Below are 17,367 nucleotides of genomic sequence, written 5' to 3'. Positions count from 1 at the left end.
CGCGCGGCGGGGCCAACCAGGACATGTGTACCGCCGGAAGCCGTACGTACGACTCTGCCACCGGCCCCGGCCCTCTCCGTAGGGTCGGGACCATGACAACAACGGGGGCGACGGACGGGCACGCCGACGGGGTCGGGGCTGCCGCCGACGCCGGGACGGGCGCGGAGGAGAGCGGGGCGCGGGTGGCGGCGGGCGGAGGGGGTCCGGACGCGCCGGCGGTGCGGTTCGCCGGGGTGACGAAGTCCTTCCGGACGGCCGGGCGGTCGGGCGGGGCCGTCCGGGCGGTGGACGGCGTCGACCTGACGGTCCGGCCCGGGGAGACGGTCGCCCTGCTGGGCCGCAACGGCGCCGGGAAGTCGACGACCATCGGCTTGCTGCTGGGTCTCGACGACGCCGACGAGGGGTCGGTGGAGCTCTTCGGCCGGGCGCCCGGGCAGGCGGTGCGGGCGGGACTGGTGGGCGCGATGCTCCAGGACGGCAGGCCGATTCCCCGGGTGACCGTGAGGGAGTTGGTCGGTTTCGTGGCATCCACCTACCCCGCGCCGATGGCGCTCGGTGAGGTGCTCGGGCTGGCGGGGGCCGCGGAGTTCGCGGACCGCCGCGTCGACAAGCTCTCCGGTGGGCAGACCCAGCGGGTGCGGTTCGCGGTCGCATTGGCGGGCAATCCCCGGCTGGTCGTGCTGGACGAGCCGACGGCCGCGCTGGACGTGGAGGCCCGCCGGGCGTTCTGGGACTCGATGCGGGCCTTCGCGGCGCGCGGCAACACCGTGCTCTTCTCCACGCACCATCTGGAGGAGGCGGACGGGAACGCCGCCCGGATCGTCGTCCTCGACCGGGGGCGGATCGTCGCGGACGACAGCGGGGACGGCATCCGGCGGGCGGCGGGCGGCGGCCTCGTCGGAATCGACCTGGCGGGCTCCACGGCCGACGGACTGCGGCGCCTGCCGGGCGTCTGCCACGTCGAAGTCCGGGGAGAGCGTGCCCTGTTGCGCTCCTCGGACCCGGACGCCACCGTCGTCGCCCTGGCCGGCATGGGGGCGGTCCGCGGGCTGCTCGTGTCGCGGGCCACGCTGGAGGACGCGTTCCTCGCTCTGACCTCGGCGGGTCCCGCCGCCGCGCCGAAGGAGACCCGGTGATGTACGCGTACGTGATGCTGGAAGTCCGCCGGACCCTGCGCGACGGCGCGTTCCTGGTCTTCGGGGCGGGGATGCCGGTGCTGATGTACCTGCTCTTCACCAACATCGGCGGGGACGCGGGCGGCGGTGCGGGCGAGGACGACTGGAAGGCGTACTCGATGACCGGCATGGCCGCGTACGGGGCGCTCGGTTCGTCGATGGCGGTGGGGACGGGGATCGCGGCCGACAAGTCCCTGGGCTGGCTGCGGCAGTTGAGGATCACACCGCTCGCCCCGTCGCGGGTGGTGGTGGGGCGGGCGGTGAGCGGTTCGGTGACCGTGCTGCCCGCGATCGTCGTGGTGCTGCTGGCGGGGGCGCTGGTGAACGGGATCCGGCTGGACTGGTGGCAGTGGGGGGCGCTGACCGGTCTGCTGTGGCTGGGGACGCTGCCGTTCACCCTGCTCGGCATCGGCAACGGCTACCGCCTCACGCCGCAGGGCACCGGCGTGGTCAACGTCGCCTGCATGACCGGGTTCGCGGTGGCCGGCGGCCTGTGGTTCCCGCTGGACGCCCTGCCCGGTTGGATGCGGAGCGTCGGCGCCCGCACGCCCGCGCACGGCTTCGCCGATCTGGGATGGACGACGGTCGCCGGCCAGGCGCCGCACCCCGCCTCCCTCGCCACGCTCGCCGCCTGGACGGCGTTGTTCGGCGGCTACGCGGTCCTCTCGTACCGGCGTGCGGCGAGGACCCTGTGAAGGCGGCCGGCGAGCGGGCGCCGGAACCCTGCCACTCCCCGGCATCCCGACGGACCTTTCTCCGGTGGAGGCGGCCCGGCGCCGGGATCCCGGGGCCGTACGCCCTCATGCCGTGGCTGCTGCTGGGGCTCGGGTCGTTCTCCAACCTCTGGAAGGGCGAGACCCCTAATCCGTGGGTGGGGGCGCTGGGTGTCCTGCTGTTCAACTCCTGCTACGTCCAGCTGGTGTTCCGGAGGTCCGCCGCTCCGGGACGGCGGGACCGCGTCTCCATGGCGCTGCTCGGTGCGATGGCGGTGATCACCTTCGGGCTGGCGATCGGCTACGGCGGGTCCTGGCTGCTCTTCTTCCCCCTGCTCTCCCTGGCGTGCGGGACGATCCTGCGCGGGCGGCGACTCGCCCTCGGGCTGGGAGGGCTGGCGGTCTGCGCGGTGGGCGTCGCGCTGTGGCGCGGGGACCACGCCGCGGACCCGTGGACGATCGGGTACGGCACGTTCCTCTCCGGCGCGGTGACGGCCGCGCTCTTCGCCCTCGCCGAGACCGTGCGGGAACTCCGCGACGCTCAGGCCGAGTTGGCGCGCGGTGCGGTGGAGCGGGAGCGGCTGCGGTTCTCGCGCGACCTGCACGACCTGCTGGGGCACACCCTGTCGGTGATCGTGGTGAAGTCGGAGGCGGCCCGCCGGCTGGCGCGCCTGGACCTCGACGCGGCGCTCGGTCAGGTCGCGGACATCGAGTCGGTCGGCCGGCAGGCCCTCACCGAGGTGCGGGGGGCGGTGACGGGCTACCGCGCGGGCAGCCTCTCCGGCGAGCTCGACCGCGCGCTGTCGGCGTTGGCCGCCGCCGGCATCGAGGGGGAGGTCCACCGCACGGGGCCGCCGCTGACCCCGCGCGCCGAAGCGCTGCTGGGCTGGGTGGTGCGCGAGGCGGTGACCAATGCCGTACGCCACAGCGGAGCGGCCCGCTGCGTGCTCGCCGTCACCTCCGGAGAGGCGCGGGTACGCCTGACGGTGAGCGACGACGGCCCCGGCGCCGGGCGCCCCGGCAGGGACAGGACCGGCGACGGGGCGGGCCGGGACGCCGGAACGGACGGGTCGGAGCCCTCCTACGCCTACGGGGGTACGGGCCTGGCGGGGCTCTCCGAACGGCTCGCCCTCGCGGGCGGCTCGCTGCGGGCCGCCCCGGGGGCGGACGGCGGCTTCGTCGTGCGCGCGGAGCTGCCCGGTGAGCCGGCGGCGGGTGCGCCGGTGGGAGACTGAACCCATGGCGCTGCCGTACGTGAACCCCGAACCGATAACGGCCGACCCGCCCCGCGCGGAGGACCGTCCCGTGCTCACCCAGTCCTGGCTGGACCTGACCTTCCTCCACTGGGCGGTCGAGCCGGCCCTCGTCGCCCCGCTGCTTCCCGCCGGCACCCGGCCGGACACGCTGGACGGCGCCACCTACGTCGGGCTCGTCGCCTTCCGGATGCACCGCGTGGGGTGGTTCGGCCTGCCGGGGATCCCGTATCTCGGCTCCTTCCCGGAGACCAACGTCCGCCTGTACTCGGTGGACGCCCACGGCCGGCGCGGCGTGGTCTTCCGGTCGCTCGACGCCTCCCGTCTGCTTCCCGTCGCCGTCGGACGGGGCGCGTTCGGCCTGCCGTACATGTGGTCGAAGATGGACGTCCGACGGGAGCACGACACGGTGACCTACACCAGCCGGCGGCGGTGGGGCCGGCCGGCCGGCGCGTCCAGCCGGATCACCGTGCGCGTCGGCGGCCAGGTCGAGGAGCCGTCGGAGCTCCAACACTTCCTGACCGCGCGCTGGGGCATGCACAGCACCTTCTTCGGCCGCTCCCGCTACCTCCCGAACACCCACCCGCGCTGGCCCCTGCACCACGCGGAGCTCCTCGGGCACGGTGAGGACCTGATAGCGGCGGCGGGGCTCCCCGCGCCGGCCGGGGGACCCGTCAGCGTGCTGTACTCGCCGGGGGTCCCGGTGCGGTTCGGGTTCCCGCCCCGCGCACCGGGCGGCATCCCCACGCCCTGAGCGCGGCGCGCCGGGGCGCCCCCGCGCCCCGAGCCGCAGGCCGTACCGGCGGCGGTACGCGCCGCGCGGCCCTACCCTCGTCCCCGTGACCGAGATGCCGCAGGACCACCGGCCCGCCCCGTCCGTCCGCGTCCTGCTCGCCGAGGACCAGGGCATGATGCGGGGCGCGCTCGCCCTGCTGCTGGGACTGGAGCCGGACTTCGAGGTGGTGGCCCAGGTGGGCTCCGGCGACGAGATCGTGCCGGCCGCCCTCACCTCCCGGCCCGACGTGGCGCTGCTCGACATCGAACTCCCGGTGCGCAGCGGTCTGGACGTCGCCGCCGATCTGCGCGAGCAGGTGCCGGATTGCCGGGTGCTGATCCTCACGACGTTCGGCCGCCCGGGTTATCTGCGCCGGGCGATGGACGCGGGCGCCGCCGGTTTCCTCGTGAAGGACGGGCCGGTGGAGGAGTTGGCCGGGGCGATCCGCAAGGTGCTGGCCGGGGAGATCGTGGTCGATCCGGCGCTCGCGGCCGCGGCGCTGGGGGCGGGTCCGAGCCCGTTGACCGGCCGCGAGCGGGACGCCCTGAACGCCGCCTCCGGCGGGGCGACGGTCGCGGACATCGCGCGGCGGTTGCACCTGTCGGAGTCGACCGTCCGCAACTACCTCTCCTCCGCGATCGGCAAGACCGGCACCCGCAACCGCACGGAGGCGGCCCGGGCGGCCCGGCAGCAGGGCTGGCTCTGACCGCACTCTCCCGGTGGCCGCTCAGCGCCCTCCGGCGTCCCGTCCCGCCTTCGCGCCGGGCAGCCACAGGAGCACCAGGAGGGCCGCCGCCAGGAGCACCCCGGAGGCCGTACGGAAGGCGAGGGCGTACCCGGCGGTGAGGTCGGCCGGGGCGGTCGAGTCTCCGGTCCGGGCGGCGGCGACCGTGGAGAGCACCGCCAGTCCGAGTGCCCCGCCCATCGTCCGGGAGGTGTTGACGAGACCGGAGACCAGGCCGGCGTCCCCGGGCGCGGCGCCCGAGGTGGCGAGGGAAGCGAGCGGGGTGGAGACGAAGCCCATGCCGAAGGCCATCAGGACGCCGGGCATCAGGATGCCGGTCGCGTAGGTGCTGTCCGCGCCCAGGGTGGACTGCCAGCCGAAGCCCGCGACGGTGAGGAGGACGCCGGTGAGGGCCATCGGCTTCGCACCGGTGCGCGCCATGAAGCGTGGGGCGAGCTTCGAGCCGAGGACGATCGCGACGGAGGTGGGCAGCAGGGCGAGCCCGGCCTGCAGAGGGGTGTAGCCGAGCACGTTCTGCGTGTACACGGTCATGAAGTACCACATCGAGAAGGTCGCCGAGCCGAGCAGCAGCATCGCCGCGTTGGCCGAGGCCACGGCCCGTACGCCGAGCACCCGCAGGGGCATCAGGGGGGCGGCCGTACGCGACTCGACCAGCACGAATGCGCCGAGCAGGGCCACTCCGCCGAGCAGGGGCACCAGCGTCTCGGGGGCCGTCCAGCCGGCCGCTTCGGTCTGCACGATGCCGTAGGCGAGGACGGCGAGGCCCGCGGTGACGAGGACCGCCCCCGGCAGGTCGATCCGGCGACGTCGGCCGCCCCGGCCTTCGGCGAGCAGGAACACGGCGCCGCCCAGGACCAGGGCGCCGACGGGCACGTTGATCAGCAGGACCCAGCGCCAGGAGAGCAGGTCCGTGAGGATCCCGCCGATCAGTCCGCCGGCCGCTCCGCCGCCCGCGCCCACCGCCATCCAGGTGCCTATCGCGCGCACGCGCGCCGGACCCTCCGGGAGTGCGGCGGTCAGGAGCGTGAGAGTGGCCGGCGAGAGCACGGCGGCACCGAGCCCCTGCCCGGCGCGGGCGGCCAGCAACTGCCAGCCCTCCTGGGCCAGTCCGCCCGCGAGCGAGGCCGCGGTGAAGAGCCCGAGACCGACGAGGAACATCCGCTTGCGGCCGAAGAGGTCGGCGGCCCGGCCGCCCAGCAGCATGAAGCCGGCGAACGCGATCGAGTAGAGGTTGAGGACCCAGCTGAGTCCGGCGGCGCTCAGCCCGAGGTCGCTCCGCATCGACGGCAACGCCACATTGACGACCGACACGTCGAGCACGACGAGGAACTGCCCCGTGCAGGCCGCGACCACCGCCGCCCAGGTGCGGGGCCTCAGCCGGCGGGTGTCCGGGCGGGTCTCGGAGGAAACGTCGTCGAGAGAGAGGTCTGCCATGCCCGCCATCGTCCCCGGCGCCGCTCCGCGCGTACACGGGGCGGGGTCGGGACCCGGGTCGGTCCTTGGTCCTACGGCTCCGGGACCGGCGGGGGCGGAAACGGGGAGGGGTTCGGAGTCCTTCACGCCACCGCACACGGTGGGCCGTTCGCCGCTCGGCGCGGTCCCGGGGGCCTGCGCGGGAGCCGCCGCGTCGGCGGAATCACTGGTCATGGCCGCCGAAGATAGCAACCGCCCCCGGCGCGCCCGCAGCCGTCGGCCGGATCGGGTCCGGCCACCGGGCCGCCCCGACGCCCCGCCCCTGGCGTTGAGTGGAGTTTCTCCCGCGGGTCGGGAATACCGCCTCCGCCAGAAACGTTCGGCATACATGCACTTGGGGGGTCCCTCCGGTGATCGATGCCGCCCGGAAGGCGCACGTATGCGACGGACGACGAACGAACGGATCACCGGGGGAAGTCCCGGTCCGCACCAGGAGACCAAGGAGCGCAGGGGAGCGCTCGTCCCCGTACTGGCCTTCGCGGGCATCACCGTGGCGGTGATGCAGACCCTGCTCGTACCCGTCATCAAGGATCTGCCGGCTCTCCTCCACACCGCCCAGTCCAACGCGACCTGGGTGATGACGGCGACCCTGCTCGCCGGTGCCGTGTCCACCCCGATCATGGGGCGGCTCGGCGATCTCCACGGCAAGCGGCGGATGCTGCTCGCCAGCCTGACCGTGATGGTGATCGGCTCGCTCGTCTGCGCGTTCACCGACGACCTCGTCGTCATGATCGTCGGCCGGGCGCTCCAGGGATTCGCCATGGGTGCGATCCCGCTCGGGATCGGCATCATGCGGGACGAGCTGCCTCCGGAGAAGCTCGGCTCGTCGATGGCGCTGATGAGTTCCTCGATCGGGGTGGGCGGCGGGCTCGGTATGCCCGGGGCGGCGCTGGTCGCCCAGCACGCCGACTGGCACGCGCTCTTCCTCGGTTCGGCGGGGGTCGGTGTGGTCGCCCTGGTGCTGACGTTCTTCCTGGTGCCGGAGCCGCCGCTGCGCGCTCCCGGCACCTTCGACCACGCGGGTGCCGCAGGTCTCTCCCTGGGGCTGGTCTGCCTGCTGCTGCCCGTCACCAAGGGCAGCGAGTGGGGATGGACGGCGCCGCTCACGCTCGGTCTGATCGCCGGTGCCCTGCTGATCCTGGTGGTGTGGGGCCTGTACGAACTCCGGGTCGCCGCGCCCCTGGTGGACCTGCGGACGACCGCCCGGCGCGAGGTGCTGCTGACCAACCTCGTCTCGATCATGGTGGGCATCTCGTTCTACGCCGTCTCGCTGGTCGTCCCGCAGCTGCTCCAGCTGCCGACCTCCACCGGGTACGGTCTCGGCCAGTCCATGGTGGTCGCCGGGCTGTGCATGGCGCCGCTGGGCCTGACGATGATGTTCACCGCTCCGGTGTACGCGCGGATAGCGGCCCGGCGCGGCCCGAAGGTCTCCCTCATGATCGGCCTGCTGGTCATCGCGGTCGGCTACGGTGCCGGGACGCTCCTGATGGAGGCGGCCTGGCAGACCGTGGTGGTCTCCGCGGTGCTGGGCGCCGGCATCGGGCTGGCGTACTCCTCCCTGCCCGCGCTGATCATCGGGGCGGTGGACGCCTCCGAGACCGGCGCCGCCAACGGCCTCAACACGCTGATGCGGTCGATCGGCACCTCGGCGTCGAGCGCCGTGATCGGCATGGTGCTGGCAAACACCTCCGTGCACAGGGGTGGCGTGGCGGTTCCCTCGATGGAGGGGTTCCGGACGTCCTTCGTGATCGCGACGGGGGCGGTCCTGGTCGGTCTGGTGCTGGCCGCGTTCCTGCCCCCGCAGCGCCCGGCCCCGCGCCTGGTGCTGGTCGCCGACAGTGAGAGCGAGGCGCTGCTCGCGGAGGCCGAGGCGCTGGTCGCGATCGAGGCCGTCCTGCACGGCGGGGCGTCCGCGCCGTCCGCCGGCGGGCCCCCGGCCGTCGCCGGTTCCGGCGATCTCCGGGGCCGGGTGCTGGACGGGGCGGGCGGACCGGTGGCCCGGGCCACCGTGACCCTCGTCGACCGGCAGGGCCGGCAGGCCGGCCGCGCCGTCGCCGACGACGAGGGGCGGTACGCACTGGCCGCCGCCCCCGGAACGGGTCACGTGCTGGTCGCGACCGCCGCCGGGTACGCACCCCGCGCCCGGCCCGCCGTGTGTGCGGCGGACGGACGACCCGTGGTGGCCGACCTCGTCCTGACCGCCGCCCCCGGGCAGCACCGCGCCGGGGTTCCGCGGGGAGCCGGGGCGGTCCGCACGGCTCCGGAGGCACCCGTGCCGGAGCGCCGCGTCTGACCGGCCGACCCCTCGGCACCACGTGCCGCACGCCCCCGCCGGGCGGCCCGGCGGGGGCGTGCGGCACGATGGGGCCGCCGTCGACACACCCGTACCACCTGGAGGAACCCGTGGCCGCCGAGTCCGCCGCCCCCGTCGCCGACCCCGGGGCCCGTCCCGACGAGGCGGTGCTCGCCGCCTTCGAACGGGCCAAGGGATTCATGCCGGTACGGGAGGGCCTGGCGCTGTACGCGGCCGCCGCCGACGCCGCGCGGCTCGGGCTGCCCCTCCTGGAGGTCGGCAGCTACTGCGGACGCTCCACCCTCCTCCTCGCCGACGCGGCCCGCAGCGCGGGGGTGACCGCGCTCACCGTCGACCACCACCGGGGCAGCGAGGAGCAGCAGCCGGGCTGGGAGTACCACGACGCGTCCCTGGTCGATCCCGAGGTGGGCCGGATGGACACGCTGCCGACGTTCCGCCGGACCCTGCACGCAGCGGGCCTGGAGGACCACGTGGTCGCCCTCGTGGGGCGGTCCCCGCAGGTCGCGGCGGTCTGGGGCGGTGCGCTCGGCCTGGTCTTCATCGACGGCGGCCACACCGACGAGCACGCGAACGGCGACTACGAGGGCTGGGCGCCGCACCTCGCCGAGGGCGGTCTGCTCGTGATCCACGACGTGTTCCCCGATCCCGCGGACGGCGGGCAGGCGCCGTACCGGGTGCATCAGCGCGCGCTCTCCTGCGGCGCGTTCGCCGAGATCTCCGCGACCGAGTCGCTGCGCGTGCTGCGCCGCACCGGTCGGGGGATCTGAGAGCCGTCGGTACCATCGCCCGCGTGCCGTACCGAAGCGATCCCCCGGTCCCGCCCGCCGCACGTCCGGCAGGCGGCCGGGCCGTCCGCGCCGCCGCGCTCGCCGTGCTCTGCCTGCTGCCCCTCACCGGGTGCGGCGGCACGGAGGTGAAGGCGCGGCCGCAGCCGGGGACCGGGGCGCCGTCCGCGACCGCGCCGGCGGCTTCCGCGCCTTTGGGGCCGCTGTCCGGCCGGACGGTGGTGATCGACCCCGGTCACAACCCGCACAACCACGAGCACACCCGCGAGATCGCGCGCCAGGTGGACATCGGCACCGGCCACAAGGAGTGCGACACGACGGGGACGTCCACCGACTCCGGTTACGCGGAGGCCCGGTTCACCCTGGACGTCGCCCACCGGATGCGCGACCTGCTGAAGTCCGAGGGCGCCGAGGTGGTCCTCACCTACGACGACGACCGCGCGTACGGCCCCTGCGTGGACGAGCGCGCCCGGATCGGCAACGCGGCGAAGGCCGATGCGGTGGTCTCCGTCCACGCGGACGGTTCGGCCGAGGGCAACCGGGGGTTCCACGTGATCCTGCCCGCCCCCGTACGGGACGGGGCGGCGGACACCTCGCGGATCGTGGGTCCCTCCCGCGAGCTCGGCACCCGTATCGCCGGGAAGTTCGTGGCGTCCACCGGAAGCGCGGCGTCCAACTACATCGGTGGCGGTACCGGGTTGGACGTGCGCGACGACCTCGGCGGGCTCAACATGTCGACGGTGCCGAAGGTGTTCGTCGAATGCGGCAACATGCGCGATCCGAAGGACGCCGCCCTGCTGACGGACGCGCACTGGCGGCAGCGGGCCGCCGAGGGCATCAGCGACGGCATCACCGCCTTCCTGGAGCGGTAGTTCCGCGGCGGGACGGGGTGGCCCCGCGGTGAATTCGGGGGGATGACGCCCTGTCCCGCAAGCCGGGGGCCAACCCGCCCGGGCAGACGATAGATTCATCCGTACGATGGGGAGCCGCCCCGGGCTTCTCGGCGCGCCCGCGGGACGGCCCCGGGCGCAGCGACGACCGTCCCGACGAGACGACCGACTAAGGACCTTCACGTGAATATCCGCTCCCTCTCCAGAGGCGACGGCGTGGTGATCGGAGCAGCGGTCGTGCTGTTCATCGCCTCCTTCCTCGACCTCTCCAGCTACGACTGCCCCCGTGGTGTCGACTGCTCGGGCTTCGACAGCACGAACGCCTGGGATTCGCTCTCGCTTCTCATGAGCATCTTCCTGGCCGGCGTCATCGGAGCGGCGCTGCTGATCGTGAGCCGCTCGACGCCGGGCCGCAAGATCCTCGGCCTCGACCTCGGGCAGTTCGGCGCCGCCCTGACCGTCTTCGCGCTGTGGACCGCGTTCTGGACGACCATCGACGCCGGTGACGCGGGTGCCGGGCTGATCCTCGGCCTGCTGGCCACCCTGGTGCTCGCCGGTGCGGCGGTCGCCGGACCGCTGGTTCCCGCGCTCAAGGCTCCGCTGTCGTCGGGCCCCCGCCCGGTCGCGGCCGGGGCCGGCCAGTCGCCGTACGGCGCCCAGCCGCAGGGCCAGGGGTACGGCTACCCGGGTCAGCAGCAGCCCTTCGGTGCGCAGCCGGGCACCCCGCAGACCAGTCAGTCCCAGCCGTTCGGCGCTCAGCCGGGCCAGTCGGCCCCGCACGCCGCCCAGGCGCCGCAGTCCCCGCAGTCCCCGCAGTCCCCGCAGGCCGGCGGTTCCACGGGCGGCGACTTCACACCGTTCTGGTTCGCGGTCCCGGTGACCCGTCCGCTCTTCGGTGAGGACGGGTCGTCCGGCCAGATCGCCGAGCTGGCACCCGGTACCTGGTACCTCGCGGTCGAGCAGCGCGGTCAGAGCCTGGTCGCGCAGACGCAGGACGGCCGCCGTGGCGTCCTCCAGGACACCTCGGGCATCCAGCGCGGCTGATCCCGCCCGCCCCGTACGCCGTGTGACACCGGGAAGGCCCCCGGGCCACCGCTCCTCCAGCGGTGGCCCGGGGGCCTTCTGGCGTGCGCGTTCGGGGGTTCCGGCCCTCACCGGGACACGGTCGCGCTCCGGACGGGCGACGGGCGGCGGCATCCGCGCCCGCGCCGGCCCGGGCGCGCGGGGTCGAAAGCGGGTTCGGGCCAACGGGTTTCAGTCCGGAGGCAGCGGCAATCCGGTGTGCATGTCCTACAGACGAGGCTCAGGAAGCAGCACCGCGGGGCGCGCGATCGCCGTCATCGCGGACATCATGGCCTTCATCATCATTCTGTGGATCCTGATGTACCTGCTCGACGCCAACAGGGGCAACGAGCTGGTGCAGTTCGTACAGGACTCCGCCCGATGGCTGGCCGGCTGGTCGTACGACCTGTTCACCTTCGACGAGGCGTGGGCGCGGGTGGTCGCCGGTTACGGGCTGGCCGCCGCCGTCTACCTCTTCGTCGGTCATGCGGTGGCGGGCCGCCTCCGGCGTACCTGATCCACCCCGCACGACCCCCGGAAGACCCCGCGCATCCCCTGCGGTCGACGCGTGTGCACGGCCGTCGCCCGGGGTCAGGAGCAGCAGTCGGGCTCCAGGCCCCGCGGCAGACGTTCTCCCCCGAAGACCGCGGTGGTCGCCTCGTCCCCCCCGAGCGCGGCCACCGCGAGCAGCAGCGAACCGGCGGTCCAGGTGGTCAGTTCCTCGGGCCAGAAGGCGCGTTCTCCCTCGAAGACGTAGCCGGTCCAGTAGAGGCCGCCGGGTTCGCGCAGGTGCTGGATGGACTGGAGGATCTCCAGGGCCCGGTCGGACTCGCCCATCGCCCAGAGTGCGAGGGCGAGTTCGCAGCTCTCGCCGCCGGTGACCCACGGGTTGGGCAGTACGCAGCGCACCCCGAGGCCCGGGACGACGAACTCGTCCCAGCGCTCGTCGATGCGCTGTTGCGCGGCCGCGCCGGTGACCGCGCCGCCGAGGACCGGGTAGTACCAGTCCATGGAGTAGCGGCCCTTGTCCAGGAAGCGTTCCGGGTGCGCGACGATGGCGTGCGCGAGCGCGCCGGTCGCCAGTTCCCAGTCCGGCTGGGGCTCTTCGCGTCGCTCGGCGAGCGCGAGGGCGCAGCGCAGGGCGTGGTGGACCGAGGAGGATCCGGTCAGCAGCGCGTCGGTGACGGGGGTGCCGTCGGCCTCGCGCTTCCAGCCGATCTGGCCGCCGGGCTGCTGGAGACCGAGGACGAACTCGACCGCCGCGAAGACCATCGGCCACATCCGGTCGACGAACGCGTCGTCTCCGGTGGCGAGGTAGTGGTGCCAGACGCCGACCGCCACGTAGGCGCAGAAGTTCGACTCCAGGCCGAGGTCGGTGGGCCGCTGCGGGTCGCCGTCGTGGTAGGCGGCGTACCAGGAGCCGTCCTCGTTCTGGTGGCGCGCCAGCCACTCGTAGGCCCGCTCGGCGGCTTCGTGCTGCCCCGACGCGTCGAGCGCCATCGCGGTCTCGGTGTGGTCCCAGGGGTCCAGGTGGTGGCCGCGGAACCAGGGCAGCGCCCCGTCCTCGCGCTGTACGGCGAGCAGTGCGGCGACGGTCTCGGTGGCCTGACCCGCCGTCATGACGCCCGGCAGGACGAGGTGTTCGGTTTGCTCGGGGAGGGTCACACGTCTGCCTTCGGGAGGTGCGGCTTCGTCGCGTACGCCACGAAGCTCTTTCCGACGACCGGGTTGAGCAGGTGCTCGGCGACCCGGGTCACGGCGGGCTTCTTCATGATGTCCCACACCAGCAGCTTGTGGTAGGCGCGGACCGGCAGGGCCTTGTCGTTGTCCACGCCGAAGGCGCATTTGAGCCACCAGTAGGGCGCGTGCAGGGCGTGCGCGTGGTGGGTGCCGTACGGCCTCAGGCCGGCTTCGCGGATCTTGCGGAGGAGTTCGTCGGCCTTGTAGATCCGGATGTGACCGCCCTCGACCTCGTGGTACGCGTCGGAGAGGGACCAGCAGACCTTCTCGGGGCCGTAGCGGGGCACGGTGATCGCGATGCGGCCGCCCGGCTTGAGGACGCGGACCATCTCGGCGAGAACGCCCTTGTCGTCGGGGATGTGCTCCATCACCTCGGAGATGATGACGACGTCGAACGAGGCGTCGGGGAAGGGCAGGTTGAGGGCGTCGCCCTCCATGGCGGTGGCGGTGGCGCCGGCCGGTGCCTCGCCTTCGGACTCCATCGCGGCGAACCACCTGGCGACCTCGCGGATCTCCTCGGCGTTCTGGTCCAGCGCCACCACCCGGGCACCGCGCCGGTAGCACTCGAAGGCGTGCCGGCCTGCGCCGCAGCCGAGATCGAGCACACGGTCGCCGGCGGCGAGCGGGAAGCGGGTGAAGTCGACGGTCAGCACGGGGGCCTGCCTTCGAGGTCGGTGGTACGGGCGGGGGCACGGTCGGCGGTGGAGGGGGGCGAGGTCACGTGCGCGCCCCTCGGGCGGCGATGGCCCGGCGGTAGAGGTCGGCGGTGCCGGCCGCCGCTCTGGCCCAGGTGAAGCGGGCCAGCACCCGGGCGCGGCCGGCCGCGCCGAGCCGGGCCCGCAGCTCGGGGTCGTCGAGCAGCCGGGTGAGGGCGCCCGCGAGGGCGTCGGGGTCGCCGGGCGGCACGGCGAGGCAGCTCTCCCCGTCGCGGCCGGTGACCTCGGGGATCGCGCCGCCGGTGGTGGCGACGAGCGGGGTGCCGGTGGCCATAGCCTCGGCGGCGGGCAGCGAGAAGCCCTCGTAGAGCGAGGGGACGCAGGCGACCTGGGCGCCGCGCACCAGGTCGACGAGTTCGGCGTCGCTGATGCCCTTGACGAACTCGACGGCGCCCGCCAGGCCGAGGCGTTCGATGGCCCGGGCGACGGGCCCGTCCTCGGCGCGCCTGCCGACGACGACGAGGTGGGCGCCGGGGTGGCCGGCCCGGACCTTGCCGAGCGCCTCCACGAGGTGGACGAGCCCCTTGAGGGGGACGTCGGCGCTGGAGGTGGTGACGATCCGTCCCGGCACCTCGGGGACCGAGGGGTCGGGCGACCAGAGGTCGGTGTCGGCGCCGATGTGGACGACGTCGACGCGGTCGGGGCGCACCCCGAGGTCGTCGACGATCTCCTGGCGGGAGGAGCCGGAGACGGTGAGGACGTGGGGCAGCCGGCGGGCGACCCGCTTCTGCATGCGGGTGAAGCCGTACCAGCGGCGTACGGAGAGGGCGCGGAGCCGGGTGGGGGCGGCGGCCAGGTCGAGCCGGCGGTCGACGGTGATGGGGTGGTGGATGGTGGTGACGAGCGGGGCGCCGAGGTCGCCGAGGAGCCCGTAACCCAGCGTCTGGTTGTCGTGGACGACGTCGAAGTCGCCGCGCCGGGAGCGCAGATGACGTCCGGCCCGCAGCGAGAACGTGAGGGGCTCGGGGAAGCCGCCGGTCCACATGGTGGCGACTTCGGCGAGGTCGACCCAGTCGCGGTACTCGCCCCACCCGGGCGTCCGGAACGGGTCGGGCTGCCGGTAGAGGTCGAGGCTGGGCAGTTCGGTGAGCGGGACGCCTTCGTCGAGCACCGGGTAGGGCTGGGCGCCGATCACTTCGACGCTGTGGCCCAGGCGGGCCAGTTCGCGGCCGAGGTGGCGCACGTAGACGCCCTGTCCCCCGCAGAAGGGGTTGCCCTTGTACGTGAGGAGGGCGATCCGCAACGGGCGCTCGTCCACCCGCGCGGAGGTGTCGTGTCCCGCGCTGGGGTCCGTCTCCATGGCCTCGGCGGTCACTCCCGGCCCCCTTCGTCACTGCGTTTCGCCGGAGCGTAACCGCTGCCGATAATCTGGAACAAGTTTCAGACCGGCCCGTCCAATAGGGATCGAATCTACCGGCAGGTAGCGTCGGTGTGACGAGCGGACCAGGTGATTCACGCCACGGCACGGAGGGGACTCATGACCGCTGACGCCCGGCCGCCCGCGCTCCCCCTCACCCCGGGCCAGCGGGCCCGGCGCGTCCGCATCCTCGACGCCACCGCCGAGCTGGCCGGGCGGGGCGGCTTCGAGGCCGTGCAGATGCGCGAGGTCGCGGAGGCCGCCGGCGTCGCCCTCGGCACGCTCTACCGCTACTTCCCGTCCAAGTCGCACCTGCTGGTCGCCACCCTGCACGACCGGCTGCGGCTGCTGCGCACCACGCTGGCGGACCGCCCGCCCGCCGGGGAGACCGCCGGTGAGCGGGCCGCCGCGACCCTGCTGCGCGCCTTCGGGGCCCTGCGGCGCGAACCGGAACTCGCGGACGCCATGTTGCGGGCGCTGACGTCCGCGGACCGCAGTGTGAGCACCGAGGTGGACGCGGTCTCACTGCTGGTGACGGAGATCGTCCTGGACGCGGCCGGGTGGCCGGAACCGGACGCCGGGCAGGCGTCTGCGGTACGGGTGGTCGAGCACACCTGGCACGCCACCCTCACCTGCTGGCTGTCCGGCCGTGCCCCGGCCGCGCAGGTGCGGACCGACATCGAGACGGTCTGCCGGCTGCTCGACCCCCCGGCCACCGGTCCGTGAGCTCCGCCCCCGCGGGAGACCGGCCTCGAAGGGGGCACGCACTCCCCCGGTAGAGTGAACCCGTCGTTCATCTCGCCCTCACGAGGAAGCCGGCGCGAAACCGGTCGCGGCTCCCCGCACGGCTCCGGTTCCCACCGGGCCGTCGCCGTCCGCGAGCCGCCCGCCCACCGGGCGGAATCCGGTGCGCGGGTGCGAACGACCGATGCCGCCGGGAGGTCCGGTGGCCCGCAATCCGTCGCAACGGACGGAGCCGAGTCCGGCACGGTCGCGTGCCCGCGACCGGCCCCCGCAGGAGAGGCCCTCGCCCGTCATGACCGTACGCCGCAGCGCAGCCGCGCTCGCGACCACCGCCGTGCTCCTGGCGTTCGCCGCCCCGGCGGCGACGGCGGCCTCCCCGAGTCCGTCGCCGTCCGTCTCCGCCGCCGTGCCCGCCGACCCGCACGCCGGGCTCTACGGCACCTCCGACCCGACGTACGACGGCGTCTGGCGGCAGTCGCTGGCCTTCCTGGCCCAGAAGATCGAGTACGTCACCCCGTCCGTCGAGGCGGTGGACTGGCTGAGGCGCCAGCAGTGCGACAGCGGTGCCTTCGCCTCCTACCGCGACGTCCGCGAGCCCTGCGACGCGTCGACGACGGCGGACACCAACGCCACCGCCGCCGCCGTGCAGGCACTGGCCGAGCTGACCGGTGAGAAGCCGGCCGTGGAGAACGCCATCGACTGGCTGGCGTCGGTGCAGAACGACGACGGCGGCTGGGGATACTCCGCCGGCAGCCCCAGCGACGCGAACTCGACCGCTGTGGTCGTCGGCGCCTTCGCGCGGGCCGGCAAGAAGCTGGCCGACATGACGTCCCCGGCCGGGCACACCCCGTACGACCTGCTGCGCGGCCTCGCGCTGCCGTGCGGCGGCGAGGACGGTGGCGCGTTCGCCTACCAGCCGGACAAGAAGGGCGCGCTCGTCGCCAACGCGGACGCCACGGCGGCCGCGGTGCTCGGCACCATGGGCAAGGGCCTGGCGGCCGGCAGCTCCAACGCCGGCACGGCCCCCGCCTGCACCCCGGGCACCGGTCTCACCGCCGAACAGACCGCGCAGAACGGCGCGCACTGGCTGACCGCCGCGCTCGCCGGCTCCGGCCACCTCGACCAGGCGCCCATGCCGGGCTCCGACACCACCACGCCGCAGCCCGACTTCGGCAACACCGCCGACGCCGTCGTGGCGCTGGCCGCCTCCGGCCACCGCGACAAGGCCGCGTCCGCCGTGGCCTGGCTGGAGAAGAACTCCGGAGCGTGGGCGGAGCAGTCCGGGCCGGCCGCGTACGCGCAGCTGATCCTCGCGGCGCACGCCACCGGCACCGACGCCCGCGACTTCGGCGGCACCGACCTCGTCGCCCGGCTCAACGCGACCGGCCCGGCGCCGGCCGCCACCGCGCTCCCCTCCCCCACCCCGACCGGCGCGCAGCCCGCCGCCGCCTCCACCGGCAGCTCCGGCGTCGGCGTGTGGTGGATGGTGGGCGTCGGCCTCGCCGTCGGTGCGGGCATCGGCTTCCTGCTCAGCAGCCGGCGCAAGGCCAAGGACGCCGGCCGGTGACCGGGCGATGGGCCCGGCTCCGGTACCCGGGCGGGGCGGGCGTCCGCCGTGCGGCGGC

At 74.3% G+C, this 17,367-nt stretch carries 16 protein-coding genes; 12 read left to right on the top strand and 4 right to left on the bottom strand.

The genetic code is table 11. The features are described from left to right. The first annotated feature begins 92 nt into the window (after positions 1-92). The 5 genes from PZB77_RS22825 (at position 93) to PZB77_RS22805 (ending at position 4,622) form a co-directional block, all read left to right on the top strand. Positions 93-1,136, top strand: a complete 1,044-nt coding sequence (locus PZB77_RS22825; protein WP_275494483.1) for an ABC transporter ATP-binding protein — start codon at positions 93-95, stop codon at positions 1,134-1,136. Next, entirely contained in the window at positions 1,136-1,870 is a 735-nt protein-coding gene (locus tag PZB77_RS22820) for an ABC transporter permease (protein ID WP_275494482.1), read from the top strand. The genes PZB77_RS22825 and PZB77_RS22820 overlap by 1 nt, the downstream gene beginning before the upstream one ends. Positions 1,871-1,977: 107 nt before the next feature. Continuing rightward, a complete protein-coding gene (locus tag PZB77_RS22815; RefSeq protein WP_275494481.1) occupies positions 1,978-3,123 on the top strand; it encodes a sensor histidine kinase in 1,146 nt (381 codons plus the stop codon). Positions 3,124-3,127: 4 nt separating this feature from the next. Further along, on the top strand, positions 3,128-3,895 hold the full coding sequence (locus PZB77_RS22810; protein WP_275494480.1) for a DUF2071 domain-containing protein: 768 nt from the start codon (positions 3,128-3,130) through the stop codon (positions 3,893-3,895). Between the two features lie 94 nt (positions 3,896-3,989). Continuing rightward, the gene (locus PZB77_RS22805; RefSeq protein WP_275496173.1) at positions 3,990-4,622 is read left to right on the top strand and encodes a response regulator transcription factor; all 633 of its coding nucleotides are present in this window, start codon (positions 3,990-3,992) and stop codon (positions 4,620-4,622) included. A gap of 21 nt (positions 4,623-4,643) precedes the next feature. On the opposite strand, the gene PZB77_RS22800 is transcribed toward PZB77_RS22805, so the two are convergent. Beyond that, entirely contained in the window at positions 4,644-6,095 is a 1,452-nt protein-coding gene (locus tag PZB77_RS22800; protein ID WP_275494479.1) for a DHA2 family efflux MFS transporter permease subunit, read from the bottom strand. A gap of 418 nt (positions 6,096-6,513) precedes the next feature. Here PZB77_RS22800 and PZB77_RS22795 point away from each other — a divergent pair, with 418 nt between their 5' ends. The 5 genes from PZB77_RS22795 (at position 6,514) to PZB77_RS22775 (ending at position 11,702) form a co-directional block, all read left to right on the top strand. Beyond that, the gene (locus PZB77_RS22795) at positions 6,514-8,427 is read left to right on the top strand and encodes an MFS transporter (RefSeq protein ID WP_275494478.1); all 1,914 of its coding nucleotides are present in this window, start codon (positions 6,514-6,516) and stop codon (positions 8,425-8,427) included. A gap of 200 nt (positions 8,428-8,627) precedes the next feature. Then, entirely contained in the window at positions 8,628-9,215 is a 588-nt protein-coding gene (locus PZB77_RS22790; protein WP_275496172.1) for a class I SAM-dependent methyltransferase, read from the top strand. 23 nt (positions 9,216-9,238) lie between these two features. Then, positions 9,239-10,105, top strand: coding sequence for an N-acetylmuramoyl-L-alanine amidase (locus PZB77_RS22785; RefSeq protein ID WP_275494477.1), 867 nt, complete (start codon positions 9,239-9,241; stop codon positions 10,103-10,105). Positions 10,106-10,306: 201 nt separating this feature from the next. After that, positions 10,307-11,167 carry a DUF5336 domain-containing protein gene (locus PZB77_RS22780; RefSeq protein ID WP_275494476.1) on the top strand — a complete coding sequence of 287 codons (861 nt, stop codon included), beginning with the start codon at positions 10,307-10,309 and terminating at the stop codon, positions 11,165-11,167. Between the two features lie 241 nt (positions 11,168-11,408). Beyond that, positions 11,409-11,702 carry a hypothetical protein gene (locus PZB77_RS22775; protein ID WP_275494475.1) on the top strand — a complete coding sequence of 98 codons (294 nt, stop codon included), beginning with the start codon at positions 11,409-11,411 and terminating at the stop codon, positions 11,700-11,702. A gap of 74 nt (positions 11,703-11,776) precedes the next feature. On the opposite strand, the gene PZB77_RS22770 is transcribed toward PZB77_RS22775, so the two are convergent. The 3 genes from PZB77_RS22770 to PZB77_RS22760 form a co-directional block, all read right to left on the bottom strand. Then, positions 11,777-12,850 (bottom strand): prenyltransferase, encoded by a 1,074-nt coding sequence (locus tag PZB77_RS22770; RefSeq protein ID WP_275494474.1) that lies wholly within the window; start codon positions 12,848-12,850, stop codon positions 11,777-11,779. Next, positions 12,847-13,578 (bottom strand): class I SAM-dependent methyltransferase, encoded by a 732-nt coding sequence (locus PZB77_RS22765; protein WP_275494473.1) that lies wholly within the window; start codon positions 13,576-13,578, stop codon positions 12,847-12,849. Before PZB77_RS22765 ends, PZB77_RS22770 begins: the two co-directional genes overlap by 4 nt. 64 nt (positions 13,579-13,642) lie before the next feature. Then, positions 13,643-14,956: a glycosyltransferase family 4 protein gene (locus PZB77_RS22760; protein WP_275494472.1), complete on the bottom strand. Its 1,314-nt coding sequence runs from the start codon at positions 14,954-14,956 to the stop codon at positions 13,643-13,645. A gap of 162 nt (positions 14,957-15,118) precedes the next feature. On the opposite strand from PZB77_RS22760, the gene PZB77_RS22755 reads away from it, so the two are divergent. Both PZB77_RS22755 and PZB77_RS22750 read left to right on the top strand, forming a co-directional pair. Continuing rightward, a complete protein-coding gene (locus PZB77_RS22755) occupies positions 15,119-15,724 on the top strand; it encodes a TetR family transcriptional regulator (protein WP_275494471.1) in 606 nt (201 codons plus the stop codon). A 310-nt stretch (positions 15,725-16,034) separates the two neighbouring features. Then, positions 16,035-17,309, top strand: coding sequence for a prenyltransferase/squalene oxidase repeat-containing protein (locus tag PZB77_RS22750; protein ID WP_275494470.1), 1,275 nt, complete (start codon positions 16,035-16,037; stop codon positions 17,307-17,309). Positions 17,310-17,367: the final 58 nt, after the last annotated feature.

The sequence above is a fragment of the Streptomyces sp. AM 2-1-1 genome, from assembly GCF_029167645.1.
Taxonomy (GTDB): domain Bacteria; phylum Actinomycetota; class Actinomycetes; order Streptomycetales; family Streptomycetaceae; genus Streptomyces.
Note: the sequence above shows the minus strand (reverse complement) of the source record. Positions and strands in the feature narration are given on the sequence as shown.